The sequence below is a fragment of the Rhizobium sp. 1399 genome (assembly GCF_031455475.1).
Lineage (GTDB): Bacteria > Pseudomonadota > Alphaproteobacteria > Rhizobiales > Rhizobiaceae > Rhizobium.
This window is the reverse complement of the sequence record NZ_JAVDSU010000008.1, coordinates 209119-233649: the sequence shown is the minus strand read 5'-3', so window position 1 is coordinate 233649 and position 24531 is coordinate 209119. Positions and strand designations below refer to the sequence as shown.

Below are 24531 nucleotides of genomic sequence, written 5' to 3'. Positions count from 1 at the left end.
GGGCGCTGCGGGGAGAAAATAGGCTTGCAATCTGATCGCATTGGGCATTTCATGTATACATTATCGCATGCCAATGGGAGGATATCAGGTGGCAAGATCGAACCTATCCGAAGTTTTGAAGTCGGCCGGCAATACGGTGGAGTTGCTGCGCAATTCCAAGGTCGGCATGTATGTATACCCGGTCGTGGCGGCCGAGTTTTCCAACTGGCGTTCGGAGCAGGCCGCGTGGCGCAACTCCGCCGTCCTCTTCGATCAGTCGCACCATATGGACGAGCTGACCGTCGAGGGCCCGGACGCGGAGAAGTTCCTCGCCTATCACGGCGTCAACTCCTTCTCGAATTTCGATACGAACCGCGCCAAGCATTTCGTGCCGGTCACGCCTGCCGGTCATGTCATCGGCGATCAGATCATCTTCCGTGAGCGCGAAGACAAGTTCATCCTCGTCGGCCGTTCGCCGACCTCTAACTGGCTGATGTTCTGCGCCGCTTACGGCAAGTGGAATGTGCGCCTGAAATATGATCCGCGTTCGCCCTCCCGCCCGGAAGGCGAACGGGTGCTGCGCACGCATTACCGCTACCAGATCCAGGGGCCGGATGCCCCAAAGATCTTCGAGAAGATGAACGGAGGCCCGATCCCCGAGGTCAAGTTCTTCCATGTCGACAAGATCAAGGTCGGCTCGAAGACGGTGAATGCGCTGCGCCACGGGATGTCCGGCGCGCCCGGCCTGGAAATCTGGGGCCCCTATGAGGACAAGGCCTATATCCACTCGGTCATCCTGGAATCGGCAAAGGCGGCGGGCGTCGATCTCGTTCGCTGCGGCAGCCGCGCCTATTCCACCAACACGCTGGAATCCGGCTGGATCCCGTCGCCGCTGCCGGCCATCTATACGGGTGACGGCATGCTGGCGGCCTATCGCGACTGGCTGGGCGCCGACAGCTACGAGGCGACGGGTGCCATCGGCGGCAGCTTTGTTTCCAGCAATATCGAGGATTATTACGTCACGCCGTTCGAACTGGGCTACGACTTTTACATCGGCTGGAAGAAGGACGATTTCATCGGCAAGTCCGCACTTGAAAAAATGAAGGGCCAGACGAGCCGTAAGAAGGTAACCTTCGAGTGGAACGCCGAAGACGTCGTCAACGTCATCGCCTCGGCCTTCCGTCCGGGCGATGATCACTTCAAGTGGATCGATTTCCCGCAGCCGAACTATGCCTCGACCAGCGCCGACAAGATCATGCGCGATGGCAAGATGGTCGGCATGTCGATGTTCAACGGCTACAGCTACAACGAACGCTGCATGCTTTCGCTCGGCATCGTCGATGCAGATGTCGAGATCGGCGATGTCTTGACCCTCGTCTGGGGCGAGCCCGATGGCGGCTCCGGCAAGACGTCCGTCGAGCCGCACAAGCAGGCGGAAATCCGTGTGCGCGTTTCGCCCACGCCCTATGCCAGCGAAGCCCGCGAGAATTACGCCGACAGCTGGCGTAGCAAGAAGGGCTGAAATCCGACACCTCCATCCACGGTGTTAACGACGGCGCCCGGGAGGGCGCCGTTTTTTGTGGATTCGTCCCGTCGTCTTGCCTCTAGCCGTCCGTGCGCAGCAGCGCTAAAAACAGCCACACTTTCCGATCAGCGATCACTCCGATGTCACAATGACAACGCAGATATGCCCCCTGAAAATCGAATCGAACAAGGATGACAGCAGTGGCACAGGCCCAGCCGCATGAGCGAATTCAGTACATCGTCGAGGGCGGCCATCGCCTTGCCGGCGAGATCCAACCAAGCGGCAACAAGAATGCCGCCCTGCCGATCATTGCCGCCTCGCTGCTGACCGACAAGCTCGTGCATCTGACCAACGTGCCGCGCATCCGCGATGTCGAAGCACTGGTCGAGCTGATCCAATCCGTCGGCGCCAAGGCGCGCTGGCTCGGCCGCAACGAACTCGAGATCGAGGCGAGTGATCTCAAGCCGGCTGATCTTGATCCTGGCCTCTGCGCTCGTATCCGCGCGTCGATCCTGCTTGCCGGTCCGATGCTGGCGCGCTGTGGCGAGATCACGCTGCCGCCGCCGGGCGGCGATGTCATCGGCCGCCGCCGCGTTGACACACACTTTCTCGCATTGGAACAACTCGGTGCGGAGATCAGCGTTAACGGCTCCTATAGTTTCCGCGCCAGGCACCTGTGCGGTGCGGACGTTTTCCTGGACGAACCCTCGGTCACGGCAACGGAAAATGCGCTCTGCGCGGCTGTTGCCGCCGAAGGCAAGACGATCCTGCGCAATTGCGCCTCCGAGCCGCATGTTCAAGATCTCGCTCATTTCCTCATTGCCCTGGGTGCGAAGATCGAGGGTATCGGCACCAATACAATGACCATTCACGGCGGCCAGCCGCTTGGCGGCGCGTCGCACCGTATCGGCCCTGACCATAACGAGATCGGCTCGCTGATCGGCCTTGCTGCCGTCACCGGTTCCGAAATCACCATCCGACGGGCGGGCGTGGAACATCTGCGCTCGACGCTGATGACCTTCGAACGTCTCGGCATCCGCTGCCGCGTCGAGGGCGACGATCTCGTGGTGCCGGCGGGGCAGGAGATGAAAATCCAGCCGGATTTCGGCGGGCACATTCCGAAGATCGAAGATCAGCCCTGGCCGGCATTTCCGGCCGACACAATGTCGATCGCCATCGTTACCGCCTCGCAGTGTGATGGTGTGGTGTTGATGTTCGAGAAGATGTTCGAAAGCCGGATGTTCTTCGTCGACAAGCTGATTACCATGGGTGCCCGCATAGTTCTTTGCGATCCGCATCGCGCGATCGTCGCCGGCCCTTCCAAGCTGCGTGCCGCACAGGTGGAAAGCCCGGATATCCGCGCTGGCATGGCAATGCTGATCGCCGCCATGTGTGCCGAGGGAACGAGCGTCATCAACAATGCCCAGCAAATCGAGCGCGGCTATGAGCGGATCGAGGAGCGGCTGAACGCGCTCGGTGCGCGCATCACCCGTGTACCGCCGCGCGAGGCATAATCTCAGACGCTGAGATGCGCGTCGAGGGTCTCCGGTGAGGCGAGAAGTGCCTCGGACGTGTTGCGGTAGGTGACTGCGCCGCGTTCAAGCACGATGACCTCATCCGTCAGCGGCAGCACCTTGCGAGCCTTCTGCTCGACAATGATCGCCGACATGCCCTCACCGGTGACGATGCGGCGCAGTGCGGCCAGAAGTTCGTCGACGATGATCGGCGCGAGGCCTTCCAGCGGCTCATCGAGCAGCAGGATCTTCGGATTGAGCATCAGGGCGCGGGCGATCGCGAGCATCTGCTGCTCGCCGCCGGAGAGCTGGTTGCCGAGGTTGCGACGGCGTTCCTGCAGACGTGGGAACATCTGGTAGACGCGGCCGACATTCCATGCGCCGGGGCGGGCGCTCGCCGTCAGGTTTTCCTCCACCGTCAGCGAACGGAAGATATTGCGTTCCTGCGGCACCCAGCCGATGCCGAGCGGCGCGCGCTTTTCCGCCCTGAGCCGGGTGATGTCGCGCTGCTGCAGGTGGATGGAGCCGGCGTGGTGGGTGGTGACGCCGATAATGGTGTTGAGCAGCGTCGTCTTGCCGGCGCCGTTGCGGCCGAGCAATGCCAGCGAACGGCCTTCCTCCAGCGAGACATCGACCTTGGCAAGCACCTGCGCTTCGCCATAACCGGCAACGAGGCGCTCAATCCGCAGCAATTCGGTCATCAGGCATCCTCCCCGAGATAGATGGCTTTCACCCGCGGGTCTTTCGAGATCTCGGCGACGGTTCCCTCGGCAAAGAGCGCCCCGGCGGCGAGTACCGAGATACGGTCTGCGAATGAGAAGACGAGATCCATATCGTGTTCGATCAGCACGACGGTGACATTGGCCGGCAGCTCGCGGACGATGCCGAGAACCTCGTGCCGCTCCTCTTCGGGAACGCCGGCGGCGGGCTCATCGAGCAGCAGCACCTTCGGCTGCATGGCAATCGCAAGGGCGATCTCCAGAAGGCGCTGCTTGCCATAGGGCAGGAGTGTCGTCGGCGTGCCCATGACATCGACCAAACGAAAGCGCTCCAGCAGTGCGGCGGCTTCATCGGCGACTTCGCGGTCGGCCGAGAGCGGCCGCCAGGCGAAGCGGCCATGGCCCTTGCGTTCGCTGATCGCCAGCATGACGGAATCGAGCGGCGTGAAATCGCCGAAGAGCTGATTGATCTGAAAGGTACGGGCAAGACCCTTGCCGACGCGGCGATAGGAAGAGACACCGGTAATGTCCTCACCAGCGAGCAGGATCTCGCCACTGTTCGGTGTCAGTACGCCGCTCAGCAGGTTGATGATCGTGGTCTTGCCGGCTCCGTTCGGGCCGATCAGGGCATGGCGGGCACCTTGGCGGATCTGCAGCGAGACATCGTTGGTGGCGATGAAGCCGCCAAAGCGCTTGACGAGATGACGGGTTTCGAGGGCGAGCGTCATTTGCTTTCCTCCGCGACGGTTTGCTGCATGCCGGCTTCGCGCTTGCGGGCCGAGCCTGGTAGCAGGGTCTGCCAGCGTGTCAGGCGCTCGCGGCCGACCAGAACGATGATGATAAGCACGAGGCCGATCCAGAACATCCAGTATTGCGGCGTGATGACCGACAGCCAGTTGCGCAGGATGGAGAAGATCACCGCGCCGAAGACGCCGCCATAGAGATAACCGGCGCCGCCGATGACCAGCACCAGCAGCACTTCGGCTGAACGGTGGAAAGCGAGCACGTCCGGTGAGACGAAGCTTGTCGTCTGGGTCAGCAGCGCGCCTGCGATACCGGCATAGGCCGCCGAGATCGTGTAGATCGCGACGATGCGGCGGGTAGGCGATATGCCGAGCATGGAGGCGCGGCGCTGGTTGCGCTTGATCGCCTTCAGCGACAGGCCGAAAGGCGAATTGACGATGCGACGGGCGATGTAGGTCAGAGCGACAAGCACGATAAGGCAATAGACATAGCCGGTGCGGCCCCAGAGATCGAATTCGAAATAGCCGAGGATCGGGTCGATGATGATACCGCTCAGTCCGTCAGCGCCGCCGGTAAGCCAGGCCGCCTGATTAACCACTTCGGCAAGCAGCATGGCGACGCCAAAGGTGGTCATAAGGCGCGTGAGATCGGAGCCCCGCAATACGAGGAAACTCGTCAGGAAGCCGAAGAGGGCGCTGACGAGGCCAGCCGCCATCAGGCCGATCACGGGCTCGCCGGAGACATGGACGGCGAAGAGGCCTGCTGCATAAGCGCCGAGGCCGAAGAAGGCGGTGTGGCCGAGCGAGACGATGCCGGCATAACCGAGGATAAGATCCAACGAGACGGCAAAGAGCGCCAGGATGGCGATCTCCGTCAGGATCAGCATCTGCGATGGCAGGACGAAGATCGCAGCGATGGTCGCCAGCCACAGCGCTAATTCCCAGATCTGCCAGCGGCCGGCGTGCCTCAGGAGCCCCATGGCCTGCTTGGAGGCGTTGTTGCGTTCGCCGCTCATCGGCCGCCCTCCCGGGAGAAGAGGCCATGGGGCCGGAGGATCAGCACAAGGATCATGACGGCATAGATGATGAAGGCGCCGAGTTGCGGCACGTAATATTTGCCGGCGACATCGGCGACGCCGAGCAGAAGTGCTGCGATGAACGGGCCGGTAATGGACGAGGTGCCGCCGACGGTCACGACGATCATGAAATAGATGAGGTATTTCAGCGGAAAGTTCGGATCGAGGCCGAGCAGTTCGGTGCCGAGCGCACCACCAAGGCCAGCGAGACCGGAGCCGAGCGCGAAGGTCAGCGCGAAGATGACCGAGACATTGATGCCCATGCCGCGGGCGACGCGTCCGTCATCGACGGCCGCACGTAGCTGGCTGCCGAAGCGGGTTCGGGTGAGCGCCAGTTGCAGCGTGACCGTCAGCACCGCGCAGATGACGATGATGAAAAGCCGGTAGCGGCCGATATCGATACCGAGGAAGTCGAAGCGGCCGCTGAGCTCAGGTGGCAGGTTGATGAGTTGCTGCTGCCCGCCCATGAAATAGTCGATTGCCGCGATCGCCATGAAGACGAGGCCGATCGAAAACAGCACCTGATCGAGATGCGAAGCCGAATAGAGGCGGCGGTAAAGCAGCCGTTCCAACACAACGCCGGCAAGCGCTGTGACGATGAAGGCGGCCGGCAGGCACCAGTAGAAGGAGATGCCGTAGCTATTCATCATGATGACGGTGACGTAACCGCCTGCCATGGCAAAGGCGCCATGCGCCAGATTGACGAAATTCATCAGGCCCAGCGTGACCGACAATCCGCAGGCGAGAACAAAGAGAAGCATGCCATAGGCGATGCCGTCGAACAGGATTGTCAGCATGAGACCTCACTGCATCCAGACGGCGGAATTGCTTCCGCCGCCTGTTTCCTGGGCTTACTTGGCAGCCGTATTCGGATCGTGGATCTTCGGGTAAGTCGCGAACTCGACATTGTAGAGCTCGCCATTCTTCTCCTTGACCTCGCGCATGTAGATATCCTGCACGATGTCGCGGGTATCAGGATCGATGGTGATAGGCCCGCGGGGGCTGACGAATTCCATGCCCTTCATGGCTTCGACAAGCTTGGTGCCGTCAGTATCGCCGCCGGTCTTTTCGAGGGCGGCATAGGCGACATGCATGGCGTCATAACCGCCGACCGACATGAAGTTCGGGCGCATGTTCTTGTTGGCCTTGCGAACTTCGGCAACGAAGGCCTTGTTTTCCGGGCTGTCGTGGTCGGTCGAATAGAAGTGGCCGGTGATGACGCCCTTGGCGGCCGGCCCCATGCCGTTCAGGAGATCGTCATCGGTGACGTCGCCGGTGGCGATCAGCTTGATACCGGCATCCGCTAGACCGCGATCGACGAACTGCTTCATGAAAATCGCGCCGACACCCGAGGGCACGAAGACGAAGAGGGCATCCGGCTTGGCATCGCGCACACGCTGAAGGAAGGGCGCAAAATCCGGGTTCTGCAGGGGAACGCGGAGTGCTTCAACAACCGTGCCCCCTTCTTTCTTGAACTGGTCGGTAAAGCCTTTTTCGATGTCGATGCCCGGACCGTAATCGGTCACCAGCGTGACGACCCGCTTCAGATTGTTCTGGACGGCCCAGGTGGCGACCGGGACGGCGGATTGCGGACCGCCCATCGAGGTGCGCACGAAATAGGGCGACTGCTTCATGATGGCCGAGGTTGTGGCCGAGGTGATGATAGCCGGAACCTTCGCCTGGTTGAGAACCGGGGCGACGCCCATGGCAAGCGGCGTCAGGCCGAAGCCGACGAGCATCTTGACGCCATCATTGACGACGAGTTCCTGGGCGATGCGGCGGGTCTGGTCGGCAGTGCCGGCATCGTCACGCAGGACGAGCTCGACCTTCTTGCCTGCAACCGTATCGCCGTTGATTGCCATGTATGCGCGAGCGCCGGCCTCGACCTGGCGTCCGGTTGAGGCGAAAGGGCCGGTCATCGGCAGGATCACGCCGATCTTGACCGTTTCCTGTGCAAATGCAGGCGCTCCGGCAAGTGTAGCGAGCGCAGCGCCAGCTACGAATAGTCTTCTTGAAAACGAAACCATGTATACTCCTCCCAATGTTGTGCACCATATCTCTCTCCCGGAGATATGCCCGCGACCTGAGCGTTTTCCCTCGCTCCTCCGAAGAAAACGCCGCCATCGCGAAAATTGCTCAGCAAGTCTAATGTATACATAAAACTTGACATGGCACAAGCCGCGGCCATCTGTAGAACCAGTCGATTGCGCCCGCCGGAACGGCAATGAAAGGCGGGATAAGCCGGTGTTTGCGCCTTATAATTTTGCGTTTTGCCAAAGCAAATTTTTGATCGTCGCAACTCTGTCATATAGCTATGGCGAGAACGTGCTTTATCGAGCGAATTGAACAGGGAGCGTGCCATGATCGAAAACACTGAGCTCGACCGTATCAAGAACGAGATTGCAGACAGCTTCGATGAAGAGCTGGAAATGCAGATGGAGGAGGACCGGCTCGACGAGCTGGTCGCCGAGGGCATGTCCGGCCCGGCCGAACAGACGCTCGAACGCAAGCTCTATTTCCGAGAGCTTTTCCGCCTGCAGCATGAACTTGTCCGCCTTCAGGACTGGGTCCACTACAAGAAGCTCAAGGTCGTCGTGCTCTTCGAAGGCCGCGATTCCGCCGGCAAAGGCGGCGCGATCAAGCGCGTGACCCAGCGCCTCAACCCGCGCGTCTGCCGCGTCGTGGCACTTCCGGCGCCGACCGAGCGCGAGCGGAACCAGTGGTATTTTCAGCGCTATACTCCGCATCTGCCGTCGGCAGGCGAAATGGTGCTCTTCGACCGCAGCTGGTACAACCGCGCCGGCGTCGAGCGTGTCATGGGCTTCTGCAGCAAGGACGAGCTGGAAGAGTTCTTCCGCTCGGTGCCTGAGTTCGAGCGCATGCTGGTGCGCTCCGGCATCATCCTCATCAAGTACTGGTTCTCGATCACCGACGAGGAGCAGGAATTCCGCTTCAACATGCGTATCCACGATCCGCTGAAGCAATGGAAGCTTTCGCCGATGGATCTGCAGAGCCGTGTCCACTGGGAAGAATACACCAAGGCCAAGGAAGAGATGCTGGATCGCACGCATATCGACGAAGCACCGTGGTGGGTCGTCCAGGCCGTGGACAAGAAGCGGGCGCGCCTGAACTGCATCGCGCATCTGCTGAGCCAGATTCCTTACGAGGATGTGCCGAAGGAAGAGATCGTACTTCCCGAGCGCGTGCGTCACGAAGACTATCAGCGTATCCCGGTTCCGCCGGAACTCTACGTTCCCGAAGTTTACTGATTTCTTGGAGCCGCTGCCGGTTCTGCCGGCAGCGGTTTCTCAATGCGCCGATTGCTGCTTGGCGCGGGCGACGATCTGCGTCGGATTGACGAATTGCAGCGCGATGATGAGCCAGAAAAGCGTCGTCACCATATAGATCACCGCCATCGCATCGATCGACTGGCTGGCACGCACGCCGGATGCAAAGACCGCGTAATAGAGCGAGACGACCAGCGTCTGCGTCTGCGGTCCGGCGATCAGGAAGGTCAGCTCGAACATGGCAAGAGTGCGCACCAGAACGAGCAGCAGTGCTGCCAGCATCCCGGGCAGCAACAATGGCAGCAGGATACGGATAAAGAGGCTCGTGGTGCCGGCGCCGAAGACGCGGGCTGCCGCCTCGATGCGCGGATCGATCTGCTCGATGAAGGGGATCATGACGAGCACGACGAAGGGGAAGGAGGGCACCAGGTTGATCAGCACCACGCCCCAGAACGTGCCGCCGAGACCGAGCTGATAAAGCACGGTCGCCAGCGGGATACCATAGGTCAGCGGCGGGATCAGCAACGGCAGCAGGAAAAGCAGGATGATGGCGCGTTTGCCCGGAAAGTCGCGACGCGCCAGCGCATAGGCCGTCATGACGCCGAGAATGCCCGAAATGATCACAACGACGAAGGCCATCTCGAAGGTGACGATGACGACGCTGGAAAGTTGGAACTCATTCCAGGCGCTGAAATACCAGCGATCCGTCCAGCCGCGCGGCAGCCATGTGCCGAGCCAGCGCGTGGCGAAGGAGTTGACGATCACGGCCGCGATGACCGCAAGCAGGTTGAGGACGAAGAGGGTTGCGAGCGCCCAGACGGCGATGCGCCAGATCTTCGAGGTAAGGCCCTGGTCACGGATCATGGCTCAGCCTTTCGTGCCGCCGGCAGGGCCGCGGTAGAAGAATGAACGCGCGCCGAGAATGGCGACGACAACGATGAGTTCGACGCCGCCCATGATGAGGGCGATCGCCGTGCCGTAGGAATGGTCATATTGTTCGAAAGCGGCCTGGTAGGCGGCGATCGAGATGACGCGGGTCGGGCCCGCCGGCGCGCCCAGCAGGACAGCTGACGGGAAGACGGCGAAAGCTTGCACGAAGGACAGGCAGAAGGTCACGGCGAGACCGGGCACAAGCAGTGGCAGGAAAACGCGTATGAAGCGCTGGCGCGCATTGGCGCCGAGCGTGGCGGCGGCCTGCTCGATCGCCGGATCGATGCCGGTGATGTAGGACAGCGTCAGCAGGAAGGCGAAGGGAAAGCCTGTTATCAGCAGCGAGGCAAAGACGCCCCAATAATTGTTGGTAAGCTTGACTGGCGAATCCAGGATGCCGAACAGGATGAGCGTTTCGTTGAACCAGCCGCGCGGGCCGAGAAAGGTCAGCAGACCATCAGCGACGAAGACGGTACCGAGCGTGATCGGCAGCACGAGGATCGTCGTCAGCAGACGCTGGCGGCGCATCAGCCGGACGCGGAAGGCAACGGGGACTGCGAAGGCCAGGTTGACGATGGTGACCGGCAAGGCGAGCCACATGGTGTTGGCGATCGTGCCGTACTGGAACTGGTCGGAGAAGAACTTCGCGTAATTTTCGTACCAGAGCCCGCCATCCTTCGGCATCAGCGAATCCGCGACGCCGTAGATGAAGGGGTAGATGAAGAGCGCGATCATGAAGAGCAGGCCCGGCAGCACGAGCAGCGTCGTGCCGTCGAGGCCTTGTGCGGCAAGTCTGGTTTTCAATGAGGGGCCGCCGTTCATGCAGGTGAGCCTTTGAAGACCAGAGAACGGCCTGCGACTGGCTGCAGGGTGGTGGCAGAGCCACGCGGCAAGGTATCGTCGGAGCGGAAATAGAGCTCCGATCCGTCGGCCGAGCGGGCCATGCCGAAGAAGGCGCGGCCGCGATATTCGGTGCTCGCGACGATGACGGGAATGCCGTCGGTGGTGGCAACGAGATCTTCCGGGCGCACTGAGAGGACAGCGGTATCGCCGACTTTCAACGTGTCGCGCATGGTGCCGGTCAGCCGGGCGCCGGCGGCTTCGATTTCCGCCTCAGTGCCGGATACGGAGACGACGCGACCGGGAATGCGGGTGCGGAAGCCCATGAAATCGGCAACATTGAGATTGACCGGTCGCTGGTAGAGATCCTGCGGCGTGCCGATCTGCTGGATATGGCCCTGGCTCATGACGACGATACGATCGGCAAGCGAAAGTGCCTCATCCTGGTCGTGTGTGACATAGATGGTGGTCGAGCCGATCTGGTCATGGATGCCGCGAATTTCGGCGCGCATTTCCAAACGCAGCTTGGCGTCGAGGTTGGAGAGTGGCTCATCCATCAGGACGATCGGCGGGCGAATGACGATAGCGCGGGCGATGGCGACGCGCTGCTGCTGGCCGCCGGAGAGCTGGCCGGGCAGCTTATCGGCCTGGCTTTCGAGGCGCACCAGCGCCAGTGCATCGATGACGCGCTTGTCGGCCTCGGCGCCGCGAATACCTTGCATGGCAAGGCCGAAGCCGACATTCTTGCGCACGCTCATATGTGGGAAGAGGGCATAGCTCTGGAAGACCATGCCGAAGCCGCGCTTTTCCGGCTCCAATTGGTCGATGCGGTTGCCGCCGAGGCGAATTTCGCCGCCGGTAAGGCCAAGCAGGCCGGCAATGCAGTTCAGCGCCGTGGATTTGCCGCAGCCGGAGGGGCCGAGAAGTGCGATGAATTCGCCGGGTTCAATCGTGAGATCAATGCCATCGAGGGCGTTATAGGCGCCGAAGGATCGCTTGATGCCATCAAGCTCAAGGCGCGCATTCTTCCGCGAAGACAGCGTTGCTGCGTTTTGAACCGGCAAAGTCAATGCAATCTCCATTTATCGGCAATCTTGGCCGATAGAGCATCACCGCTCTTGAAGCACGGCGACGCTCTATCCTTTGTTTTCAAGCAATTCCGGCGCCGTGAAGCCAGCGCCGGATTATTATGACCAGCAGGGATCAGCCCTTCTTGGCGCCGATCTTTTCGTCCCAGATGCGGAAGGCCTGGACAAGCTGCTTGGGCTCCAGCGGCACTTCAAGCGGGCTGCTGGCGATCCAGTCGGCATATTCCGGCCGGCCGAATTCCTTGATGGTTTCCTGGCTTTCTGCCGGCGCCATCTCGAGCGTGACATCCTTCACCGCCGGGCCAGGATAGAAGTAGCCGGCGTCATAGGCGATCGCCTGCTGCTGCGGCTGATAGATGAAGTTCAGAACGTCCAGCAGAACGCCGATCTTTTCGTCGGAAACGCCCTTTGGGATCGCCGCATAGTGGGCGTCAGTGACCCAGTGGAAGCCTTCGAGCTTACCAACCTTGGCTTCCTCGGGAACGATGCCGAGCGCGCGCGGGTTGATGTCCCAACCGGTGGTCGTAGCGACGATGTCGCGCGTGCCTTCGCCGAGTTCCTTGAAGACCACGGCGGTGCCGGTCGGGTAGTATTCGATGTTTTCGCCGAGAGCGGCCAGATATTCCCAGGTCTTGGCCCAGCCGTTGACCGGGTCTCGCGGATTGCTGTCGCCGAGCAGGTAGGGCAGGCCCATCAGCAGCGTGCGGCCGGGGCCGGAGTTTGCCGGGCGGGCATAGAGGAACTTGTTCTTGTTCTGCTTCGTCCAGTCGAGCAGCTCCTGCGCAGTCTTCGGCGGGGTCGCCACCTTGTCCGGCATGTATTCGATCAGCGGGCCGGACGGATAATAGGTGATGACGACGCCCTGATCCTTGGCGAGCGCCTGCATCTTGAAGGCCTGTGGCTGCAGGATGCTTTCAAGATTGGGCAGTGCCGACTTGTGGCTGGACAGGTCGACCCAGAGACCCTGGTCGACGCCGGCCGAAAGCGCGTCCGTGCCGGTCAGGACGAGATCGATATCGACCTTGCCGGCAGCCTGCTGGGCTTGGATCTTGGCCGGCAGTTCCGGAGCAGGGGCCTTGGTGAAGGAAAAGCTGGAAACGAATTCCGGCTTGGCCTTGGCGTAGTTTTGGAACATGCCCTGCGTCAGCGCCAGATTGCCGGCGACATCGACGATGGTGATGGTAACAGGGCTTGCCGGTGCCTTTGCCTGGGCGAAAGCGCGCAGCGGCAACATTCCGGCCGCGGCTACGCCGGCAGCTCCGCCGACGAAGGTTCTGCGTGTGATCTTCATTCTGTCCTCCTCCTTTGCGGCGGTGCCGGCCTTTGCCCCGAGCGCCGCTCGTTTGCATCGCAATGCACGTCTCATGCCTCGATGCGCCGGTTTTCCGGCGGCATCAAATGCTCGCAGCTTGAAGCTTTTCCTCCAGGTGCAATGACATGCCGCTGTTCTCCTCTGCGGCATGTCTTGGCAACAGAATTTAATTGATATACTAGTATGCACGAAAGTGTCAACGTCCCGAGACCATGCATGCGGCAGGCTTCCGACCCTGAAATCCTCTCCTTCTCGGCGCCACGCGATGCCGTTGGAAAGATCCGTCGCGTGACGACGGCTGCCGCGATCCATGAGCGGCTGCATGCCGACATCGTCTCTCTGAGGATCCCACCGGGCACGGCGCTGCAGGAAAAGCGCATTGCCGAGGATTTTGGTGTGAGCCGAACGCCGGTGCGCGAGGCGCTGCTGAGGCTCTCCGAGGGTGGGCTCGTCGATATCTATCCGCAGTCCGGCACGGTGGTTTCGCGCGTGCCGGTTTCGGCCATTCCGGAAGCGGTCGTGGTGCGAAAGGCGCTCGAGGGAACGACGGTGGAAACGGCGGCAAACATCGCGACGGAGATCGATATCGCGCGGCTGGATGCGATCATCGCCCGACAGAAAACGCATGCAGCACTCCGCAACGCCTCCAGCTTCCATGAAGAGGATGAGGCGTTTCACGAGGCAATCGCGCAGATCGCTGGGTATCCCGGTATCTGGACCATTTTGAAGACCGTGAAGGTGCAGATCGACCGGGCGCGGCGTCTGACGCTGCCGGTGCTCGGGCGCATGGACAATGTCGTGCACGAGCATATTGTCATCCGCGACGCCATTGCTGCGCATGATATCGCGGCGGCGCGCGAGTCGATGATTCATCACTTAAGCGCCGTTATACCAGACGTGGCGGAGCTGCGCTCGCAGTTCCCCGACTATTTCTGCTGACGGCGGAACGACAAAACACAGGATACCAAGGAGAGAAAGACGAGATGCGGCAAGGTTGGAGATGGTTCGGGCCGGAGGCACCGGTCACGCTGGACGAGGTGCGCCAGACGGGTGCAACGAACATCGTTTCGTCGCTACATCAGGTGCCGATCGGCCGTGCCTGGACCGAAGCGGAAGTGCGCGAGCGCCAGTCACTGATCGAAACGACGCCAGCCGGCCGCTCGCAGCTGACCTGGAGCGTCGTCGAAAGCATCCCGATCCCCGATGCCGTCAAGCGCAAGGGCGGGCAGGCCAAGGCCGAGATCGAAGCCTGGATCGCCAGTCTCGAGGCGGTTTCTGCCTGCGGTATTCCGATCGTGTGCTACAACTTCATGCCCGTTGTCGACTGGACGCGTACCGATCTCGACTACGTGACGCCGACCGGCGCTACCGCCATGCGCTTCGATCATCAGCGCTTTGCCGCCTTCGAGTTGTTCGTGCTGGAGCGTCCGGGCGCTGCCGACGAATATTCCGACGAAGACAGGGCACGGGCCAAGGCCGTCTATGAGAGCATGACAGACGCGGAGATTGCCGAAATTACCCGCATCATCACCTCGGCTCTGCCCGGCTCGACGACCGAGCCACTGACCATTCCGGCTTTCCGCGAAAAGCTTATTGCCTATCAAGGCATCGATGCGAAGAAGCTTCGCCAGCACCTCGTTGAATTCCTCGAGGCCGTTGTGCCGGCTGCAGAAGCGCGCGGGGTGAAGCTGACGTTGCATCCCGACGATCCGCCGCGCTCGCTCTTCGGCCTGCCGCGCATCGCTTCGACGGCTGAGGATTATGCGGCGCTTTTCGATGCGGTGCCGGCTGCGGCCAACGGCATGTGCTACTGCACCGGCAGCCTCGGTGTGCGCGCCGACAACGATCTGCCGGCAATCGCCCGGCGCTTCGCCTCGCGCATCTATTTCGCGCATCTTCGCGCCACGACCCGCGAAGGCGACGGCCGCACCTTCCATGAAAGCGCGCATCTCGAAGGTGACGTGAACATGGTTGCCGTGCTGAAGGAGCTGGTCGCGGAGGATCACCGCCGCAGCGTTGACCAGTCGATCGTCTTCCGCTCGGATCACGGCCACCGGATGCTCGACGACCTGCAGAAGAATGTCACGCCCGGCTATCCGGCAATCGGCCGTCTTCGCGGCCTTGCCGAGCTGCGCGGCATTCTGCACGCGCTCGACGCGCCGCCGACCTGACTTTTTTGTTTTCACGCAATTCCGAACGCAAAACCGCTGCACACTTTTGCTGGAATTGCTTTAGCTCCGGCTTGCCGCCGAGAGCTGCCGCAGCGCTTCGACGGCCCGTTCGGCATCGACGACAGGCACGAAAATGTGGTCGTGGTAGTAGGCCGCGACCACATTGGCGCTGATGCCGACTTCCGTCAACGCGCGGGAGAAGGTGGCGGTCAGGCCGACGGCTTCAAGCGAAGAATGTACTTTTAGCGTGATCTGCCGCAGGGGCGCGCTTGCCTGCAGGCCGGCTTTGTTTGCCGTATCCTGGGGCAGAATGAGCGTCAGGCCTTCCGTTTCGCGAAAGAGGGCGAGCGGGCGAAGATGGAGATAGTCTTCCGACTGCGAGGCCGGCACGGCGCAATAGACGAATTCGCCTGCCACCAATTCCGGCTCCATCGTCGCGAGAAGAACTGAGAGGTCGGTAATGCCTGTCATGTCGTGTTTCCCTGACGTCCCGTCCTATGAATAGATGTTTTCCAGCACCGAAAGGCCGGTGATATGGTTGGAGCGGATGAGCGCGGCCGCGAGCGTCGGATCGCGATCCTCGTACGCGCGGCACAACCGTTCGTGATCCTCATAGGATTTCTGCAGGCGGCCGGGCTGGGATAGGCCGATACGGCGCAAGCGAAGGGTTCTCAGAAGCAAGGAATCGATGATCTTCTTGACCGTGCGATTGCCGGCGAGTTCGGTATTGCGTTCGTGAAAGTCGACATTTGCCCAGAAATAGACGTTCACATCGCCGGCCTTGCTCGCGTTTTCCATGACCTGCATGATCGGCTGGAGGGTGCGGATATCGTCAAGCGACGCGTCCCGCGCAATGTCGCCGGCAATCAGTTCCAGCAGATTGGCGCGGACGCGGTAGATATCGCGGATCTCCTTGATCGAGAGGCTAGCGACACGTGGGCGACGGCGCGGCGGGATTTCGACGAGTCCTTCCCTTTCCAGAAGCATCAGGGCTTCGCGGATCGGCGTCCGGCTGGTCTTGTAGCGCCGTGCAAGTTCGACGGAGTTCAGGTCATCGCCCGGTTTGCGAATGTCTTCGATGATCTCGGCTGCCACTTCGCGGGCGATGGTGGAAACCAGCGACGGCCGGTCGTGTTGTTCAGTGACGAGACGGGCGGCAACCGCCTCGGCGCGCTGGCGCGAGTCGATATGCGGCAGATTGCCGGAGGCGTGGGCCATATCGGCTGACGTGTATTCGGCGGACAAGAGAACTCCTGAGAAATGTCCCTCCCGCTAGTAACTTAGCACGTTCTGTCGACAACGGGAACAATAGTGCTGATATTTGTCCTGCATGCGTAGGTTGAGGCGCTTCGCGCGTGAATTGACGGGAGTTGTCGCATTTATTTGACGATGATCTCAGCCGAAATTTCGCAGATATCTCGTCAGCGGTCACGCGGGATAGGTTTGGACGGCCTGAAACCAGAAGAGTTTTAGAGCCTGCAGACCTTCAGATGAGACGGAAACGATAGGCCCTCGCCACGGCCTGCATGCGGTTGACGGCATCGAGCTTGCGCATCGCCGCCTTCAGATAACCGTTCACCGTATGGGAGGAGATATGCAGGATGATGGCGATCTCCTCGCTGCTCTTGCCGGAGGCTGACCAGCGCAGGCATTCGATCTCGCGAACGGTCAGGCGCTCGTAATCGGCAAGCGGCGGCTCGGTCGCAAGGCTGTAGCTGTCCAGCGCCTTCAATACGGCAAAGACCATGCGCGCGCATTCCTGCTCGTCGAGCGGGCTGCGCAGGCCGGAGAACATGATGACATAGTGCCTGAGAATGGCGTCATGCAGCGTGAAGCTGACGGTGTTGTGAAGGCCGAGATCCTCGAAACGACGGGAGAGTTCTTCCGAGCTGCCTACGCTGGCAGGCTGGGCGAAGATGCCGATGCCGGAATAGATCGGCATGATGGTCTTCTTCAAACCATCGATCAGCTGGCTGCGCCAAAAGAGATCTGAAGCGTCGTAGCGGTCGATCAGTTCCTGTGGCCAGTTGCTGGCGATGATGTTGGCGCGAAAGCCGAGCTTGTCAGCTTGCGGAAAGCTGGCGGCGAGGAAGAAACGAAAGCCATGCACCTGCATGACTTCCTGCAGGGCAGTAGAGAAACTTGTCGTGGGATCGGCCTGTACAGTGGCGCTGGTTGCATCCCCCTGCCAGGGGGATTTTGCCGTATTCTTGAGGGTCATGGATCATCTGCCGGCAAATGCACTGACCGGCCGGGAGGAAACCGGTCAGCGCCAGAAGGGGGGAGGATCAGAAATGCGTCCGGCTGATTTCGTCCGGGCGGCGATGCGTGGCAATGCGGACCGGCTGATATTCGTAGATCGGATTTTCCGGTTCCAGGCGCAGCAGCGCGCAGTGGAACTTGTAATTCGCACCGGTTACGATGTTGGAGAAGATCACATCCATCAGAATGTTCTTCCCGACGCTGATAAATATCGGGCGCTTGAGCTTTATCATGGCGTTCACCTCGTTTTTTCTATCCATTTTACTGGAAGATACGAGATTAACTATAGTCTTTATTGTTTCCATCTTAAATTATACATAGGTGTATAATTCGAACTGATCTGATGGCGGAAGCAACACCCGGGAACCCGACGCAGTGGGGCCTTACGGCTTCAAAGCTATTTCCAGATAGTTGATGAGGGAATCGAATTCGACCGGCTTGCCCAGAAAGGCCAGCGCACCGCCTTCCATGGCGGCCGTACGAGTTCTCTCGTCGCGATAGGATGTCATGAAGATCATCGGCGGCTTTTCAGGTTCGCCGTTGAGGATTTGCTGCAGTTCGATGCCGCTCAGTCCGGGCATCTTGACGTCGACCAGCATGCAGTCAATCGTCGCCCTGTCGTCAAAGGCCAGGAACTCTTCCGCCGAAGCGAAAAGCTTGCTCTGGTAGCCGCAGGACTGGATCAGATCGTCAAGCGCCTCCCGGATAGCCTGGTCGTCATCGACGACAGCGATTGTGGATGTATGTGACACGAGATTGGTAGCCTTGCTTATTCTTACATTACGTTAGGCTATATTATGAGGATCGGGGCCGTGTCGCGGTACCATACAAGGGTCTAGGTTTCACTATCTCCCTTCCAGCATTTCGGCCTTGCGCACCAGATCGGCCACCGAGCGGACCTGCATTTTGCGCATGACATTGCCACGATGCAGCTTCACGGTGATTTCGCTGATGCCGAGGTCATAGGCGATCTGCTTGTTCATCAGCCCCTTGACGACGGCCGCCATCACCTCCCGCTCGCGGGGCGTCAGTGTATCGACCAGCGAGGCGACGGCATCGCTTGCCGCCATTTCCCGCCGGCGGGCCATATCCTTTTCGATCGCGATGCCAACGGCATCGAGAATATCCTGGTCTCGGAAGGGCTTGGTGAGGAAGTCGACAGCGCCGGCCTTCATGGCGCGCACGCTCATCGGAATATCGCCGAAGCCGGTCATGAAGACGATCGGCATCCTGCTGCCGATCCGTTCGAGATGAAGTTGGAAATCCAGCCCGCTTAGACCTGGCAGGCGCACATCGAGGAGAATGCAGCCCGGCCGTCGCAGGTCGGCGGTATCGAGAAAGGCAGTCGTGGTCGCGAAGGAGACCGCATCCATCTGGATCGACCGGAAAAGATCGACAAGCGACTCGCGGATGGATTCGTCATCATCGACGACATAGACTATCGGTGATGCGGATTGCGAGGCTGCCTTCGATGCGGCGCTAGTGTCGGTCATGGTCGTCCTCAATCGGTATGATCATTTCGAAGATGGCGCCCCCTTCAGGATGATTGCCGGCGATCAGCTGGCCGCCTCTGGCCTCCAGCGTGCTGCGGCAGATGGAGAGCCCCATGCCCATTCCGGAGGGCTTGGTCGTGAAGAAGGGGGTGAAGAGCTTCGCCATGGCCTCCTCGCTGATACCGGGGCCGAAATCCCTGACGGAGAGGCTGACGAATATATCATCCTTCCTGGCGAGCGAGATCAGAATCTTACGCTGGTCGATTGCCGTTTCGCGCATGGCCTGCACGGCATTGGTGACGAGGTTGATGAGCACCTGCTGCAGCTCGATACGGATCGCCTTCACTGTGATCGGCTGTTCGGGTGGGTTCACATCGAAATCGACCATGTCGCGCTGGAAGTCGTGCTCCATCAGGGCGCGTGTTTCCTCGATCAACGTTTCGAGGTCGACCTGCTCGGGCGTGCGATCGCCCTGTGTCAGCATGGAGCGGGTATTGTGGATGATTTCGCTCGCCCGCTGGCTGTCGCGAATGATGCGCTCGGCCGAACGGCGAACGGCCGCGAGATCCGGCGGCTCGCGGTTCAGCCATCTGAGGAGCGTCTGGGCGTTGACGACGATAGCGCCGAGCGGCTGGTTGAGCTCGTGGGCGAGCGAGGCGGAAAGTGTGCCGACAGTCGCGGCGCGCGAGGCGCGGGCAAGCTCATCCTGAGCCTCGCGAATGGCCTTCTGCATCATTTCCCGCTGGGTGATATCCACCATGCCGACGACCACGCGATTGAAGGCGGCGGGATCTTCCGGAAAGCTCATGCTCATGATGACAAGCCTGGTCTCGCCATTCTCCGCAATCAGATTGCCCTTGCCCTCGAAATGCCGTTCGCCGCAGAAGATGGCATTCATCAGGTCCAGGAAGGTATCGTCATCAGGGGCGATGTAGTGGCGCATCGTGTGCGAGGGCAGGCCGCCGGCCACATGGCCGAGCAGTTCCATTGCTGCGTCGTTGGAGGCGATGGTGCGGATGAGGCCTGTGCAGGTGGCGATGACACTGGGGTTTGTTCGGTAATAGTCTTTGAGGTCACTCACACCTTCCGCTTTCAAAGACATCAGGAAGGCTCGCACTGCGGAATAATCGCGTTCCCAGAGTGCGATTCGGCTGTGCTCGAAGATGTAGCGATAGCGGGTTTCGCTGTCGCGAAGATGCAAGTTGGCTTCGATGAGGCCGGCACGCGCGGTTTCGTTCCTGAGGATAAGGGCGCAGGTGATGGTGATGGCGGCGAGAGAAACCGCCAACCGCAACTGAGCTGGGACATTTTCCCCGAGGCCGTGCGAAAAGAAATAGGCGAAAAGGGTAAGGGCGGCGCAGACAACTGTGAGGAGCGTGGTGCCTATCCTCGTCAGTATTTCGGCCGATAGCAGCAGCACGATAACATAGAGGACGGCGATAGCGCTTTCGATCTCAGTGAAGGCATCGACGTAGAACACGGTGGCGCCGAGCACCAGTGCGATCAGGCCGAGCGTGATCTCATGCGAGAGCGTTCCTCGCCGGTTGATGAGTTTCGATACAATGAATGATCCCATACCCCCTCGCTGTTGGTTCCGGTCTTCTACCCATACCGGCTAGTGCGCGTTTACCTTAATGGCGTGTTTATCGGCGCAAAACTATACCAAAGTGTTGGAAGCATGGGCCGAATTGTCTCTACGCTTGAAAAGGAAAGACCGCCCCGGGCGGCGGGACGGTCTCTGGCGGATGGGAGGATCCGCAGGGCTTCGGCGGAGGGGGACGCCTGCCCTAGAGGTGGCAAGGGGCGGTGCCACCAGCTTGGAACCGTGAATGGTCAGGTCGGTTCCGAGCTACGAGTACAAGTTAAATCCAAGCGTCCTGAGACATAACTATACTTAGGTTTTGGTCCGGCCATACGAAGCGGCAGGTCGGTTTCCCTGGTGAATGGCTTTGAAATTTGTTCCGACGACTTCCGCTATCGCAATAATGACGCTGCAGATGGCAAGCAGAACGGTAAAAATTCCTCGGACACGATCACGACTTTACGGCGTGCCAAGGAGTCGCAGCAGGCTTGTCATATTGCCAGAGGGATAATCCTGAGACACAGTTCAGCCGGAACACTCCATCTGAACGGGGGCACCGATGAAGGTAGCAGGAATGGTTCGGGCAGTTGTGGGAATTGTAGCCCTTGTCGTTCTTGGTGTTCTCCTGTGGTTTGCGACGCGACCACCGCCGCTGGTGGTGCAGGGCGAGGTTTCCGCCAATCGCGTCGATATCAGCCCGCGCGTCGCTGGCCGTATTCTCAAACTCAACGCCGATGTCGGTGACAATGTCGAGAAGGGCACCGTTATTGCCGAACTGGAAAGCCCGCAATTGACGGCGGCGCTGCATTTGGCTGAAGCGGCAGTCGGCGTTTCAGAGGCCGACCTCACTCGTGTCAACAGCACGCGTCCCGAAACTATCGATGCGGCCAATGCCGAGCTTGCCGCAGCAAGCGCCGATGTCACGCTTTATCAGGAAGAGTCCGCCCGTCAGGCGCGGTTGATCACGACAGGCGCTTCGACGCAGGCGCAGGTCGATCAGACTGCCCGTAACCTGGAGGCCGCGATCCGCAAGCAGGAATCCGCAGCCGCCAATGCACGGCTTGCGACGGCCGGTTCCAGCAAGGAAGAAAAGGCGCTTGCGGCCGCTCAGGTGGAGCAGGCACGTGCGTCGCTCAACCAGCAGCAAGTGGACGTTTCAGAACTGGTCATCCATGCGCCGATCTCCGGTCAGGTGACGACGCGCGTCGCCGAGCTCGGCGAAAATTTCAGCGCCGGTTCGCCGCTGTTTTCGATTATCGACCTGCAGAATCCCTGGTTCACGTTCAATCTTCGCGAGGACCTGCTGAAGGGACTCAAGGTCGGCGACGGTTTTGACGTCACGGTTCCGGCGCTTGCCGGCAGTCCAATCCCGGTCAAGGTGACGATGATCAACGCGCAGGGCCAATATGCGACCTGGCGCGCGACACGCGCGACCGGCGATTTCGACCTGCGCACCTTCGAGGTACGCGCCGTTCCGGTCAATCCCGTCGAGGGGCTTCGGCCAGGCATGAGCGTCATCGCCTCCTGGCCGCCGGCGGGGCGTTGAGATGACGCCGCCCGGCGGGCTTCGTCCCGGCTTCCTCCTGGTGTTCCGGCGGGAGTTCGACTGGTTCTATCGCCGGCCGTTTCTGCTTTTCCTGACGACGCTCTTGCCGCTGCTCTTGATGGGTGTACTTGCCATCGTCTTCAGCGCGGGACTGGCGACACGGCTGCCGATCGCCGTGCTCGATCTCGACGGCAGCGATCTTTCGCGAACGATTATTCGCGCAGTCGATGCGACGCCGGATACCGCTGTCGCAGTCAATGTCAGCGACCTCACGGAAGGCCGTGCGCTGATCCTGTCCGGCAAGGTTCACGGACTACTGATGCTGCCACGCAATCTGGAGCGCGATGTTTTCGCCGGCCGGCGTCCCGAGGTGGTGTTCTTTTACAATACGCAGACGCTGACAACAGGTAATCTTACGCTCAGGGGCGTCAGTGCTGCCGTGCCGACTGTGGCCGCCGGCATCCGCCTGTCGCTGCGCACGGCGCAGGGGCAGCCGGTCGATATTGCGCAGGCCGATCTTTCGCCGATCCCCGTGCAGGTCAATCCGCTTTTCAATCCGACGCTCAACTATGCGCATTTTCTGCTCGCAGCGCTGATGCCCGCCTTGCTGCAGGTGGTGATCGTTACCACCATGGCTTACACGGTTGGCATGGATGCCGAAACAACGCACCGTCTCGTCATTCTGCGGCGGCTTGGCGGCGGTCTGTGGCCGGCAATGGCTGGCAAGATGCTACCCTACACACTGATCTTCCTTGTGGTTCTCGGTCTTTCGGACGCCATTCTTTTCGGCGTGTTCGACATGCCGCTCAGGGGCGAGCGTTGCATCCTCGTCGTGGCCGGATTGCTCTTCATTCTCGCGAACCAGTTCATCGGTGTGCTGTTGGCGCTTTTCCTGCGGCCGGTCGCAAGCGCCATCAGCATCGGCACGCTGATGTTCGCGCCATCGTTCGGTTATATGGGCATCGGCTTTCCGCGGTTGGCGATGAACGACTTCTCCTACTGGTGGGGCGAGCTCATTCCCGGCACCTGGTATCTGACGGCTAGGATCGATCAGACGATCCGAGGCACGCCGGTCGATCTGTCGCTGAAGCCTTTGATGGTGCTCGGCATATTCGTGCTGGTGCTGGCGATCGTGACGGCGCTGCGGCTGGAAGTGTTCCGCATTCGCCGGCAGCGACAGGCGGCGCAGCGGCTGAGGGAGGTCACGCCATGAGGGCCTTGCTGGCGATCTTCCGCATCGAGCTGATCCGCATCCTGACTCTGCGCCCGGCACTCGCGGTACTGGTCTTCGGGCCACTAATCTATGCCCTCTATTACCCACAGCCTTATGCAAACGAGGCGCTGCGCGACGTGCCGATCGCCGTCGTCGATCTCGACGATACGACGAGCAGCCGTGAGCTGGTGCGCCGTATCGATGCGTCGAGTGATGTTGCCGTGGCCGCGATGCTGCCAGATCAGGTCAGTGCCGAGCGGGCGGTTCAAGGACGCCAGCTCTACGGCATTCTGGTCATCCCGCAATATTTCGAACGTGATCTGCTGCATGGGCGGCAATCGCCGGTCGCGCTTTATGGGGACGCCAGCTATTTCCTGATCTATCAGCGCATTTCCGGCGCCGTCGTTGCCGTCGCGAGGACCATGGGCGCGGAAATCGAGACGGCGCGGCTGATTGCGGCCAATATCGACCCGGTATTGGCGGCAGCTGCCCCCGATCCCATGCCGTTGACGACGGTCGCACTGTTCAATCCGCAGGGCGGCTATGCGACCTATATCCTGCCCGCAGCCTTTGTTCTGATCCTGCAGCAAACGCTGCTGATCGGCGTCGGTCTACTTGGGACGATCGACAATGATGCGGCGGCGCGGGATACTGCTGCCTCGGCCGCCGGCCCCTTTGCCCGCGTCGGCGGCAGGCTGCTTGCCTATCTCGTTATCGAGGCGATTGTATTGCCATTCTATCTGATCGTGCTGCCTTACCTTTACGGCATTCCGCGATTGGGTGGTTTGCTGACGATATTTGCTTTCTGCCTGCCGTTTGTTCTGGCAGTTGCCACGCTCGGGATGGTGATTGCCAGCCTGTTCCGCAAGCCGCTCGCTGTTCAGCTCGTCTGCGCCACGCTCGGGTTGCCTTTCATGTTCCTTGCCGGTTTTTCGTGGCCGAGCGAAGCCATACCCGAGCCGCTGCGGGCGCTGACCGTTCTGCTGCCAAGCACCAGCGCCATCAACGGCATCGTCGAGGTGTCGCAGCTCGGCGCTCCGCTTCAGGCGGTCAGGGAACCGTTCCTTACGCTGTGGATACTTGCCGCGGTTTACGGGCTCGTCGCGGTGCTGCTGGACATCAGGTCCGCAAGGGAAAAGCCTGCGGCACAGGCCCCTGCGGGCGGTTGATGGCGCCATCTCATTTTGAGATAGCCGCATCGAATAAACCTATTTGTCACAATAGTGTCGCCACGGCATAGTCTTAGGAGGG

At 60.7% G+C, this 24531-nt stretch carries 24 protein-coding genes; 8 read left to right on the top strand and 16 right to left on the bottom strand.

Going from position 1 to position 24531, the window contains the following annotated elements:
* The first annotated feature begins 88 nt into the window (after positions 1–88).
* Both J2X71_RS24375 and murA read left to right on the top strand, forming a co-directional pair.
* Positions 89–1501: an aminomethyltransferase family protein gene (locus J2X71_RS24375; RefSeq protein ID WP_310386031.1), complete on the top strand. Its 1413-nt coding sequence runs from the start codon at positions 89–91 to the stop codon at positions 1499–1501.
* Positions 1502–1704: 203 nt separating this feature from the next.
* Positions 1705–3018, top strand: a complete 1314-nt coding sequence (murA, locus tag J2X71_RS24370) for a UDP-N-acetylglucosamine 1-carboxyvinyltransferase (protein WP_310386029.1) — start codon at positions 1705–1707, stop codon at positions 3016–3018.
* Between the two features lie 2 nt (positions 3019–3020).
* On the opposite strand, the gene J2X71_RS24365 is transcribed toward murA, so the two are convergent.
* From J2X71_RS24365 to J2X71_RS24345, 5 genes are read right to left on the bottom strand one after another with little or no spacing between them, the layout of a single operon-like run.
* Positions 3021–3719, bottom strand: coding sequence for an ABC transporter ATP-binding protein (locus J2X71_RS24365; protein ID WP_310386027.1), 699 nt, complete (start codon positions 3717–3719; stop codon positions 3021–3023).
* Positions 3719–4465 (bottom strand): ABC transporter ATP-binding protein, encoded by a 747-nt coding sequence (locus J2X71_RS24360; RefSeq protein ID WP_310386025.1) that lies wholly within the window; start codon positions 4463–4465, stop codon positions 3719–3721. The genes J2X71_RS24365 and J2X71_RS24360 overlap by 1 nt, the downstream gene beginning before the upstream one ends.
* Positions 4462–5496, bottom strand: a complete 1035-nt coding sequence (locus J2X71_RS24355) for a branched-chain amino acid ABC transporter permease (RefSeq protein ID WP_310386023.1) — start codon at positions 5494–5496, stop codon at positions 4462–4464. The genes J2X71_RS24360 and J2X71_RS24355 overlap by 4 nt, the downstream gene beginning before the upstream one ends.
* Positions 5493–6353: a branched-chain amino acid ABC transporter permease gene (locus tag J2X71_RS24350; protein WP_310386021.1), complete on the bottom strand. Its 861-nt coding sequence runs from the start codon at positions 6351–6353 to the stop codon at positions 5493–5495. Before J2X71_RS24350 ends, J2X71_RS24355 begins: the two co-directional genes overlap by 4 nt.
* Before the next feature lie 54 nt (positions 6354–6407).
* Positions 6408–7583, bottom strand: a complete 1176-nt coding sequence (locus J2X71_RS24345; RefSeq protein WP_310386019.1) for an ABC transporter substrate-binding protein — start codon at positions 7581–7583, stop codon at positions 6408–6410.
* Positions 7584–7916: 333 nt separating this feature from the next.
* Here J2X71_RS24345 and ppk2 point away from each other — a divergent pair, with 333 nt between their 5' ends.
* Complete coding sequence (gene ppk2 / locus J2X71_RS24340) at positions 7917–8825, top strand: polyphosphate kinase 2 (protein ID WP_113319511.1); 909 nt, start codon at positions 7917–7919, stop codon at positions 8823–8825.
* Positions 8826–8864: 39 nt separating this feature from the next.
* Here ppk2 and J2X71_RS24335 read toward each other — a convergent pair whose 3' ends face one another.
* The 4 genes from J2X71_RS24335 to J2X71_RS24320 form a co-directional block, all read right to left on the bottom strand.
* On the bottom strand, positions 8865–9707 hold the full coding sequence (locus J2X71_RS24335; protein ID WP_310386017.1) for an ABC transporter permease subunit: 843 nt from the start codon (positions 9705–9707) through the stop codon (positions 8865–8867).
* A 3-nt stretch (positions 9708–9710) separates the two neighbouring features.
* A complete protein-coding gene (locus J2X71_RS24330) occupies positions 9711–10595 on the bottom strand; it encodes an ABC transporter permease subunit (protein WP_310386016.1) in 885 nt (294 codons plus the stop codon).
* Positions 10592–11695: an ABC transporter ATP-binding protein gene (locus J2X71_RS24325; RefSeq protein ID WP_310386014.1), complete on the bottom strand. Its 1104-nt coding sequence runs from the start codon at positions 11693–11695 to the stop codon at positions 10592–10594. Before J2X71_RS24325 ends, J2X71_RS24330 begins: the two co-directional genes overlap by 4 nt.
* Positions 11696–11816: 121 nt before the next feature.
* Complete coding sequence (locus J2X71_RS24320; RefSeq protein WP_310386012.1) at positions 11817–12992, bottom strand: extracellular solute-binding protein; 1176 nt, start codon at positions 12990–12992, stop codon at positions 11817–11819.
* Positions 12993–13229: 237 nt separating this feature from the next.
* On the opposite strand from J2X71_RS24320, the gene J2X71_RS24315 reads away from it, so the two are divergent.
* Together J2X71_RS24315 and uxuA are read left to right on the top strand one after the other, a co-directional pair.
* Entirely contained in the window at positions 13230–13952 is a 723-nt protein-coding gene (locus tag J2X71_RS24315; protein ID WP_310386010.1) for a GntR family transcriptional regulator, read from the top strand.
* A 44-nt stretch (positions 13953–13996) separates the two neighbouring features.
* Positions 13997–15184 (top strand): mannonate dehydratase, encoded by a 1188-nt coding sequence (gene uxuA, locus J2X71_RS24310; protein ID WP_310386008.1) that lies wholly within the window; start codon positions 13997–13999, stop codon positions 15182–15184.
* Positions 15185–15244: 60 nt separating this feature from the next.
* Here uxuA and J2X71_RS24305 read toward each other — a convergent pair whose 3' ends face one another.
* From J2X71_RS24305 to J2X71_RS24275, 7 genes are all read right to left on the bottom strand, one after another.
* On the bottom strand, positions 15245–15655 hold the full coding sequence (locus J2X71_RS24305; protein ID WP_310386006.1) for an ACT domain-containing protein: 411 nt from the start codon (positions 15653–15655) through the stop codon (positions 15245–15247).
* Positions 15656–15679: 24 nt separating this feature from the next.
* On the bottom strand, positions 15680–16429 hold the full coding sequence (locus J2X71_RS24300; RefSeq protein WP_310386004.1) for a GntR family transcriptional regulator: 750 nt from the start codon (positions 16427–16429) through the stop codon (positions 15680–15682).
* 241 nt (positions 16430–16670) lie between these two features.
* The gene (locus J2X71_RS24295; RefSeq protein WP_310386002.1) at positions 16671–17405 is read right to left on the bottom strand and encodes a helix-turn-helix transcriptional regulator; all 735 of its coding nucleotides are present in this window, start codon (positions 17403–17405) and stop codon (positions 16671–16673) included.
* A gap of 67 nt (positions 17406–17472) precedes the next feature.
* Entirely contained in the window at positions 17473–17679 is a 207-nt protein-coding gene (locus J2X71_RS24290; RefSeq protein WP_310386000.1) for a hypothetical protein, read from the bottom strand.
* Positions 17680–17829: 150 nt separating this feature from the next.
* Complete coding sequence (locus J2X71_RS24285) at positions 17830–18198, bottom strand: response regulator transcription factor (RefSeq protein ID WP_113319520.1); 369 nt, start codon at positions 18196–18198, stop codon at positions 17830–17832.
* Positions 18199–18291: 93 nt separating this feature from the next.
* A complete protein-coding gene (locus tag J2X71_RS24280) occupies positions 18292–18939 on the bottom strand; it encodes a response regulator transcription factor (RefSeq protein ID WP_113319521.1) in 648 nt (215 codons plus the stop codon).
* Entirely contained in the window at positions 18926–20515 is a 1590-nt protein-coding gene (locus tag J2X71_RS24275; RefSeq protein ID WP_310385995.1) for an ATP-binding protein, read from the bottom strand. Before J2X71_RS24275 ends, J2X71_RS24280 begins: the two co-directional genes overlap by 14 nt.
* Positions 20516–21080: 565 nt before the next feature.
* Here J2X71_RS24275 and J2X71_RS24270 point away from each other — a divergent pair.
* Genes J2X71_RS24270 through J2X71_RS24260 form a run of 3 tightly spaced genes read left to right on the top strand, consistent with a single transcriptional unit; the run spans position 21081 to position 24449 of the window.
* Positions 21081–22067 (top strand): efflux RND transporter periplasmic adaptor subunit, encoded by a 987-nt coding sequence (locus J2X71_RS24270; protein ID WP_310385993.1) that lies wholly within the window; start codon positions 21081–21083, stop codon positions 22065–22067.
* Position 22068: 1 nt separating this feature from the next.
* On the top strand, positions 22069–23280 hold the full coding sequence (locus tag J2X71_RS24265) for an ABC transporter permease (protein ID WP_310385990.1): 1212 nt from the start codon (positions 22069–22071) through the stop codon (positions 23278–23280).
* Positions 23277–24449 carry an ABC transporter permease gene (locus J2X71_RS24260; RefSeq protein WP_310385987.1) on the top strand — a complete coding sequence of 391 codons (1173 nt, stop codon included), beginning with the start codon at positions 23277–23279 and terminating at the stop codon, positions 24447–24449. The genes J2X71_RS24265 and J2X71_RS24260 overlap by 4 nt, the downstream gene beginning before the upstream one ends.
* Positions 24450–24531: the final 82 nt, after the last annotated feature.